General features: G+C 41.6%; 7 protein-coding genes. 5 read left to right on the top strand and 2 right to left on the bottom strand.

All coding sequences use genetic code 11. The annotated features are described in order from the left end of the window. The first annotated feature begins 290 nt into the window (after positions 1 to 290). Together LC574_RS17455 and LC574_RS17450 are read left to right on the top strand one after the other, a co-directional pair. Complete coding sequence (locus LC574_RS17455) at positions 291 to 1,244, top strand: PhoH family protein (protein WP_229454673.1); 954 nt, start codon at positions 291 to 293, stop codon at positions 1,242 to 1,244. A gap of 246 nt (positions 1,245 to 1,490) precedes the next feature. Then, positions 1,491 to 1,895, top strand: coding sequence for a ChuX/HutX family heme-like substrate-binding protein (locus LC574_RS17450; protein WP_229454672.1), 405 nt, complete (start codon positions 1,491 to 1,493; stop codon positions 1,893 to 1,895). 5 nt (positions 1,896 to 1,900) lie between these two features. Here the strand turns inward: LC574_RS17450 and LC574_RS17445 are convergent, their stop codons facing one another. Beyond that, positions 1,901 to 2,239: a carbon dioxide-concentrating mechanism protein CcmK gene (locus LC574_RS17445; protein ID WP_229454671.1), complete on the bottom strand. Its 339-nt coding sequence runs from the start codon at positions 2,237 to 2,239 to the stop codon at positions 1,901 to 1,903. A 438-nt stretch (positions 2,240 to 2,677) separates the two neighbouring features. Between LC574_RS17445 and LC574_RS17440 the strand changes: the two genes are divergently transcribed. From LC574_RS17440 to LC574_RS17430, 3 genes are all read left to right on the top strand, one after another. After that, positions 2,678 to 3,478, top strand: coding sequence for a DUF6816 family protein (locus tag LC574_RS17440; RefSeq protein ID WP_229454670.1), 801 nt, complete (start codon positions 2,678 to 2,680; stop codon positions 3,476 to 3,478). Positions 3,479 to 3,567: 89 nt separating this feature from the next. Then, positions 3,568 to 5,388, top strand: a complete 1,821-nt coding sequence (locus LC574_RS17435; RefSeq protein ID WP_229454669.1) for an ABC transporter ATP-binding protein — start codon at positions 3,568 to 3,570, stop codon at positions 5,386 to 5,388. Positions 5,389 to 5,997: 609 nt separating this feature from the next. After that, complete coding sequence (locus LC574_RS17430; protein ID WP_306422130.1) at positions 5,998 to 6,156, top strand: hypothetical protein; 159 nt, start codon at positions 5,998 to 6,000, stop codon at positions 6,154 to 6,156. A gap of 61 nt (positions 6,157 to 6,217) precedes the next feature. Here LC574_RS17430 and LC574_RS17425 read toward each other — a convergent pair whose 3' ends face one another. Beyond that, complete coding sequence (locus tag LC574_RS17425) at positions 6,218 to 7,174, bottom strand: hypothetical protein (RefSeq protein WP_229454668.1); 957 nt, start codon at positions 7,172 to 7,174, stop codon at positions 6,218 to 6,220. Between the last annotated feature and the right edge of the window lie 441 nt (positions 7,175 to 7,615).

Raw genomic sequence — 7,615 nt, 5'->3', positions numbered from 1 at the left:
CTAGAATTAAAGTTCTTTGGCTTTTAGCTAAAGTCTACTGAAGTAGACTAAAGATTTTTACGGATATTTAGTAATCTTTAGATTACTTTTGCTATTAGCAAGGAACTTAAGTTCCTTGCGGGACATGACTTTTACGTTAAGTTGACACTAATGTACAGGTGTATGCCCCTACGACGATTCATTTGTTGCAAATATTTTTCCAAAATGTAAATAATAAAAGCGTAATTTCGCTAAGGGCGAAAAAACATTAACCTTTGTCAAACACAGATCCTCACCAATTAAGAAATACTATGGCAGGTGCCTTAACAATTCAGCTGCCCAATATTCCCAGCGCGATCGCTCTTGGGGGAGATGGAGAAGAAAATCTCAAAATCCTATCTCGGCAAACAGGAGCCACTTTAGTGCTACGCGGACAGGAATTAGTGATTTCTGGTACTGAAGGGCAAATTGATCTGGCTTCTCGATTAGTGCGATCGCTTGAAGACCTCTGGATTAAAGGCAATACTATTTCCAGTGCCGATATTTTAACAGCTCGTCAAGCCATAGATAGCGATCGGCAAGAGGAACTGCAAGATTTACAGCGAAATGTCCTTGCCAAAAGTCGCCGGGGCGAAGAAGTCCGTGCCAAAACCTTCCGCCAGCGTCAATATATCGACGCACTCCGTAGACGCGATCTCACCTTTGGTATTGGGCCTGCTGGTACTGGTAAGACTTATCTCGCTGTTGTTGTCGCCGTGCAAGCACTTCTTGCTAACCAGTTTGAAAAGCTAATTTTAACTCGCCCTGCCGTCGAAGCCGGTGAAAAACTCGGTTTTTTGCCTGGAGACTTACAGCAGAAAGTTAATCCCTATCTTCGCCCACTTTACGATGCTATTTATGAATTCATCGATCCAGAAAAAATACCCAGCTTAATGGAACGCGGTGTGATTGAAGTCGCACCACTCGCCTATATGCGGGGACGCACCCTCAATAACGCTTTTGTAATTGTAGATGAAGCTCAAAATACTACACCTGCTCAGATGAAAATGGTTTTGACTCGTTTGGGCTTCCGTTCTCGGATGGTGATTACAGGCGATATGACACAAACTGATTTACCACTTCACCAACAATCGGGTTTAGGAGTAGCTTTACAAATTTTAAAACACGTTGAAGGTATTGCCTTTTGCGAATTTTCCCAAAAAGATGTTGTGCGCCATCCTCTAGTTCAGCGCATTGTCGCTGCTTATGAACAATACGAAAAATAGGGATTGGGAATTGGGCATGGGGCATGGGGCATGGGCAGGGCTATTTCATTCTCATCTAGCCCGCCTCAGAATAAATTCTGAGGCTAATAACAAAAGTCGTCTAAAGACGACTAAGAAAGGTTTTTAGTCCACTTTAGTGGACTTAAGCTATGAGCCGCGGAACTTTAGTTCTGGGGGCATGGGGCATTAATTAGGACTCATCGTTTAACTAACAACAAATAACAAATGACAAAGGACAAATGACAAATGACTACAACATTGAAAGAATTTTTAGCAGCTTGTGAGACTCTAGGAACTTTGCGTTTAATTGTTACTAGTAGCGCTGCTGTATTAGAAGCACGAGGCAAAATAGAAAAGTTATTTTATGCAGAATTGCCTAAAGGAAAGTACGCGAATATGCATACCGAAGGCTTTGAGTTTCATTTGAATATGGACAAAATCACTCAGGTGAAATTTGAAACTGGTGAAGCGAAGAGGGGCAATTTTACAACCTATGCTATCCGGTTTTTAGATGATAAACAAGAACCTGCCTTAAGCCTGTTTTTGCAATGGGGTAAACCGGGAGAATATGAACCAGGACAGGTGGAAGCTTGGCAAGCTTTACGAGAGAAATATGGCGATATTTGGCAACCTTTACCAGCAGAAATTTAATACAGCTAAACTGATAGGGGTGGAGGAAATCGGATATCTGCACTGAACTGCTCTACATTAACGCTGCGATGAATCGGTAAAACATATTCTAAATTTTCGTGGGGGTGGGGAATAATATGAGAAGAAATCACCTCGCCGCCGTTAACTTGCAACGCCGCTTTTAGTCCTGCTGTCACCGCCACTTTCACCTCGCCCACAACCCCCCGAATTAACACGGTAATTCGTCCTAAATCAGTATTTTCATAACCAACAAGGGTAACACGGGCAGCTTTACACATGGCATCTCCCACTTCCACTGCTGTGGGAACTCCATAAACTTCAATCATGCCTATAGCGGTTCCCATTCAGATGCAGTACAACATTACATCACCAGGTGTAGGGGCACGGCAGTGCCCATTGGTGTCAACTTAAGCTAAAAATCGCTTATCTGTTGGCTTCCACGCCCGCCCAGAAATGAATTTCAGGGCTTATAGCTAAAGTCTACTGAAGTAGACTAAAGATTTTTGGGTATATTTTAGTCATCTTTAGATGACTTAAGCTATTAGCAAGGAACTTCAGTTCCTTGCGGGACATGGCTTTTACGTTAAGTTGACACGTATGGGCAGTGCCGTGCCCCTACGGGTGTACCTCACGTAAACGATAACCGCTATAGTGCCAATGTCATGCTATAACCATAATTTGGGATTGTAAGGTAAAATATTTGACTACAAAGTTTTAATTTTTTACACAAACTTACTTAATTTTTAATCGATAAATAATAAACGTTAAATATAAAACTACTAATGCTTACAATGAAGGGAATTTGGAGTTTTTGCTTGCTGCTTTTATTCCTTTTGTGGGGTGGCGATGCTCTTGCAGGAGAATTGTCTGAACGGTTAGCAAACTTTCCTCAATGGGAAAAATTAACTTCAGTACAACCGGCTTCGGGTGATTTGGTTTACCCTGAATGGATGGCTGGTACTTGGCAAGTTACAAGTACTTTGGTAGATTTAGCTGCACCTTTAGCACCAGATATCATAACGCCAGGATTTGAAGGTAATCGCCGACAATTAAATCAGCCTGTGAGTTTTGTAGTAAGATTTGTCAAAGAGCAACCATCTATGACTGGGTTAAAAATATTTCCTCAGATAGATTACAAATCCACAATTTTAGTAGCAGATAGAGCGTTTAATAGCTTGAATTTAGCAAGAGCTTATTTAGGGGATGAAGCAGTATTATTAGTCAAAGTAGATCCAGATTCACCTAATCGTCAGATTACGTTCTTGCGTAGCAGTCGTCAACTGGTTTCCATTGTGACTGCACGGGCTACAGAAACTACCCCTGATGGCAAGTTCATCACTACAGAGGTGTTTCAACAACTATTCAAAGGCGGTTCACGCCCCTATTTAAACTCTGTAGAATCTACCACCGCTTATCATAAACTTCCAACAGCTAATCCGGCGATTGAGGCAGATCAAGTTACTGCTGTCTATCTTTCACCCCAAGATCCAGATTACTTTAAAGCTGGCTCTCGACCAGTTGCCCTCTATCGCTATCGCTTAGAATTTATCCCCGTACAAATGCCTACTGCTCCAAAGGAGTGATTTAAACCTATACCCCTTGACTATTTTTGTAATACATTTGTAGTATATAAATTCCAAGTTTACGATCGCGCTCTTGGACGGTGTGCATCATGGCCAAATTTCGAGATATTGTCAATTACTTTCGCTCTTACTGGAAGCAGAGTGTTTTCAGTATTACAGCATCTAGCATTTATGAAATTATTGATTTGGTTGTCCCTTATGCGATCGGACAGATTTTAAACGTTTTGTCTGATCAACCATTGGATAAACCACTTCAAAGTGCGATCGCAACTTTTTCTGACATCACCAATTACCCAGTTAATAAATCTCTATCTTTAGGAGTATTACTGAGTTTAATATTCATTGTCACCGTAGTGAGAGCACCGACACAACCTTGGTTGACTGGTTGGTTTCACTGGGATATAGCTTTCAGGGCGCGTCGAGATAAAACCGAAGCGGCGATCGCCAAAATTCTTACTCTCCCACTGGAATTTTATGACGAAAATAACCCCGGACGCATCGCCGGAAAAGTAGCTAGAGGTGTTGAGAACCACACTTGGGGGTATCCCGAAATCGCCGGACAGTTGATTCCTAAACTGGTTCGTGTATTGGGAATTTTTGTGTTTATTTTGGTGATTGAGTGGCGGATTGCGATTTTATATCTAATTTCCTTTGTAATTATTCTCAGCTTCAGCTTGAAGAAATTACAGCAGTTAATTCGGTACGAAAGTCGTGTGGATAAATATGGAGAGGACACCGAAAGCCGCACTTCCGAATTAATCACCAATATCAAAACGGTGAAAGCATTTGCTACAGAAGCTAGGGAACTGAAACGGCAAAAGCAACGTTTGGATCGTGAACTAATGGTGCTTGATTATCGCATCCACAAAGGTTATACGATACTATTTACTTGGCAAAGAACTGTAATTCAGTTTTGTGTGTTTACAATTCTGGGTTTGACTTTAGCAGCAACAGTAAATGGGCAAATTTCTCTTGGTCACTTTGTCATGACTTTAACTCTTTCTAGCATGGCTTATGCCGAATTAGAACCTATTAGTAACTTGGCAGAAGTTTTTGCTCGTCGTTATTCTTCTATGCTGCGGTTTCACGAATTTCTCCAAGAGCCAACTCCATCTGATTGTGCTAGTCTTTTAGAAGAGAGTAACCAGACACAATCACCTTATAAATTTACTGGAAAACTTGAGTTGTCGCACCTCAGTTTTGGATATGATCCCAAGCGTCAAATTTTGCAAGATATTAACTTGTTGATTGAACCATACCAAACAGTGGCATTAGTGGGGCGTTCCGGTTCTGGTAAGTCTACTTTAGTGAAATTGCTGTTGCGATATTTTGAACCTCAAGAGGGTCAAATTCTGATTGATGGTCAAGATATTCGCACTTTGGATGTAGGTAAATATAGACGGAGATTAGCGATCGTTCACCAAGAAGTAGACGTTTTCAACGGTACTATATTGGATAACCTCACCTACGGCAGACCAAATGCTAGTTTGGAGCAGGTTCAAGAAGCCTGTAGAATTGCCAGAGTCGATGAAGTAGTGCAGCACTTACCCAAAGGTTATTACACCGTCGTAGGAGAACGAGGTGTCAGGCTATCTGGAGGACAAAGACAACGGTTAGGAATTGCTAGGGCGTTGTTAGTGGAACCAGACGTGCTGATTTTTGACGAAGCTACCTCTAGTTTAGATTATGAGTCTGAGCGTTCAATTCAGCTAGCGATGCGATCGATTCAGGGTACTTGCACCACCATCGTGATTGCCCATCGTTTAAGTACAGTGCGGGAAGCCGATAAAATTGTAGTTCTGGAACAAGGAAAGATTGTAGAAGTGGGTAGCCATGATGAACTTTTGCGTCACGAGGGTATTTACCGCCGCTTGCACTCCCTGCAAGAAACAGGAGAACTCCTGAGTTAGAAGACACACATTTTGGATTTTGGATTCTAGATTGACTCTACGAATCAAAAGGATAATTGTAGGTTGGCTTGAACTTTAGTGTTACCCAACAAATGCCGAAAATGTTGGGTTTCGTTCCTCAAACGCCACTTGCTTCAAGTCGGGAAACCGCAAGGGCGCAGTGCATTGGTGTCAACTTAACGTAAAAGCTATGTCCCGCAAGGAACTGAAGTTTCTTGCTAATAGCGGAAGTCATCTGAAGATGACTATAGCGCTTCTCGCTTGAGTCCAATACAGACCTAACCCCCAGCCCCTTAAGAGCTAGCGTTGGGGAGCAAGATTCAAAGCCTCTCTCCTTTTAGGAGAGAGGTCAAAGTGTATTGCTTCCATTCGAGAACCGCTATAATATATAGCAAAAAATCTTTAGTCTACTTCAGTAGACTTTAGCTATTAGCCTTGAACTTTAGTTCGAGGCGGGTGAGGAAGCTAACAGTTAAGCTACTTTTAGCTTAAGTTGATACCAATGAACGCAGTGGCTCCCCAACCTACACATTTTTATTTTTCTGGCTTAACCCAAACGTATTGGGCTAAAATTACATCGGCTGCAAAAAAAGTGGGAATTAATATAAGATGCCAGGAGTGCAATTTCGCGCCTATTCGGCAGCACAATTAATATTACCAAATGGGGAATTTGCTTCCATTCCCCAAGAAAAGCGTCAGACAGAATCAAAGCGGCGACGCATTGAAATTCGTTTTACGCGCTTGGGTGAAGTGCGAGAAGTAAAATAAATAATCTATTCCCCATAGCTAGAATACTAATAAGTAATCGCAGTTTTTCAATAAGAAAAAACTAAGATTTACTCTTATCGGCTTCATTCTGCGCCGCCTCACTGTATTTCTTATATAGTTGAGTACGAATTTTAGCTTCCTGATAACGGCTGTGGTTTTGTGGTACTGTACCCATTATATCTGAAGCACGTTGCCACTTAGCAGCTATCTCTAACCACTGAGTTGAGCTTGTGGCTGTTTTACCAGATGCAGAAGCTTGGTTGGCAATTCGCACAGATATTGCAAATGGATCATCAGATGGCTCAGAAAGACTATTGTTAAAAGTACGGAATGGTGTTTGGTCTTTATTAACGTTAGTATTTTCTGTAATTAAAGATTTAGAAGTTTCTAGTTGCATTAGGTTTTTGACTTTATTACCTAACTGGGCATAAACAACCCAACTAAGCAACAACAGTGAGCATAAACTAGCCACGGCTAATATCTTTTTTTTAGGCTTATTTTTGTGTTTTTCCTTGTTAATAAGTACTAAAGGACGAGAGACTTGAGTTCTAGGAAAATTTGGCTTTTTTAGTTCAGCTTGAGCTTCTGTGAAATCTTTAATTAATTGCTTTACAATATTAGGCTGAATTAACGTAATTTCCTGTGACCAAAGCAATTGGTTGTCGCGATCGCTATCTATTTCCTTTAACCATAGTAATTGTTGTTCTCGAACAATCCGACTGTTGATATTGACTCGCCGAATGTGACGCGGGGCGATGGAATCAAGAATTTGCTGGATTTGTTCTACGAGGGGAGATTGCTCAAGTTGCTCTATCCTAGCCGCCTCGCACAGAAGTTGTAAGACACCATCAGAAAAAATGGCTCTAGTTCTGACACCAGATTTGGCTAGCTTTTCGTTCAATAGCTGAATAATCGCAGCAACGCTACCTTGGTGAGCTTGCCAAACGATATCATTTATCCGGTCTACCACCTGAAATTTAGTGATAGCTCTTGCACCCTGACTGATTAACGTACTCATTAATTTAGGAACTCTTTTCTACTGAGCTTGATCTTGTTTTCGATTTTACGAGTAAAAAGATGAGTTGCCAAATAAAATCATAAATATAGAGCTTCCTTTTTCGGTTCGGCAAGGACGCTCGATCGCACTCAGTTAATTGGATACTCTCAGTTCTTGAAAGCGTGAGATTCTTGGGCTGAAACTGCGCTTTCAGGATAATGCCCATGCTGGCGGACGAGCTACCTGTTTGACATAGTACATGATCATGTCTTTTTGCGATCGCCTTGAGTCAGGTTGAGGTAGGTGAAGCACTCACGATACTGCGATCGCTTGCTCTATGGCTAAATAGTATCAGGGTCAACGCCAAGCGATCGCAACTGTTCTTTCAACCTTTCCACCTCCGATTCTGCTTGTCTTGCTTGCTCTTGGGCTTGTTCCCTCGCCAATCTTTCCTGTTTCAGA

The organism is Nostoc sp. CHAB 5715 (assembly GCF_020829685.1).
Classification (GTDB): domain Bacteria; phylum Cyanobacteriota; class Cyanobacteriia; order Cyanobacteriales; family Nostocaceae; genus Nostoc.
Note: the sequence above shows the minus strand (reverse complement) of the source record. Positions and strands in the feature narration are given on the sequence as shown.

Coding starts and splice junctions, on each gene's coding strand:
- LC574_RS17425 (WP_229454668.1), bottom strand. CDS start 7,174: ATGAGTACGTTAATCAGTCAGGGTGCAAGAGCTATCACTAAATTTCAG.
- LC574_RS17435 (WP_229454669.1), top strand. CDS start 3,568: ATGGCCAAATTTCGAGATATTGTCAATTACTTTCGCTCTTACTGGAAG.
- LC574_RS17450 (WP_229454672.1), top strand. CDS start 1,491: ATGACTACAACATTGAAAGAATTTTTAGCAGCTTGTGAGACTCTAGGA.
- LC574_RS17440 (WP_229454670.1), top strand. CDS start 2,678: ATGCTTACAATGAAGGGAATTTGGAGTTTTTGCTTGCTGCTTTTATTC.
- LC574_RS17445 (WP_229454671.1), bottom strand. CDS start 2,239: ATGGGAACCGCTATAGGCATGATTGAAGTTTATGGAGTTCCCACAGCA.
- LC574_RS17430 (WP_306422130.1), top strand. CDS start 5,998: ATGCCAGGAGTGCAATTTCGCGCCTATTCGGCAGCACAATTAATATTA.
- LC574_RS17455 (WP_229454673.1), top strand. CDS start 291: ATGGCAGGTGCCTTAACAATTCAGCTGCCCAATATTCCCAGCGCGATC.